The following is a 570-nucleotide window of genomic DNA, read 5'->3' as shown; positions in this document are numbered from 1 at the left end:
GCGCATGGTGAAAGATAACGGCGTTGAGCGCCGCTTACACCGTCGTGAGCTGGCTTATCTCTCCGCTGATGATTTGCGTTCCATGTCGGATAAGGCGTTAGGTGCGCTGCGTCTGGCGGTGGCGGATAACGAACATCTGCGCGACGTGCTGCGCATGTCGGAAGATCCGAAACGTCCGGAGCGTAAAATTCAGTTCTTCGTGGCGGTTTATCAGCATCTGCGTGAACGTATTCGTCAGGATATTATTCGTACCGATGATCCGGTGGAAGCTATCGAACAGATGGAGATTGAACTTAGCCGTCTGACCGAAGAATTAACCTCCCGTGAACAGAAACTGGCGATCAGTTCCCGCAGCGTGGCGAACATCATTCGCAAAACCATTCAGCGCGAGCAGAACCGTATCCGTATGCTCAACCAGGGGTTGCAGAACGTATCGTTTGGTCAGGTGAACAGCGTGCGTCTCAACGTGAACGTGCGTGAAACGCACGCCATGCTACTGGATGTGCTCTCTGAACAGCACGAGCAGCATCAGGATCTGTTTAACAGCAACCGTTTGACCTTCTCAGAAGC

At 53.0% G+C, this 570-nt stretch carries 1 protein-coding gene; it reads left to right on the top strand.

Annotated features, from left to right (window positions below; translation table 11 throughout):
* A partial coding sequence (locus ACYVAA_RS23035; RefSeq protein WP_460546462.1) for a hypothetical protein occupies positions 1-570 on the top strand: 570 nt, incomplete at both ends.

This window comes from Echinicola sediminis (assembly GCF_054777495.1).
This window is presented reverse-complemented; position numbering and strand designations above follow the sequence as displayed.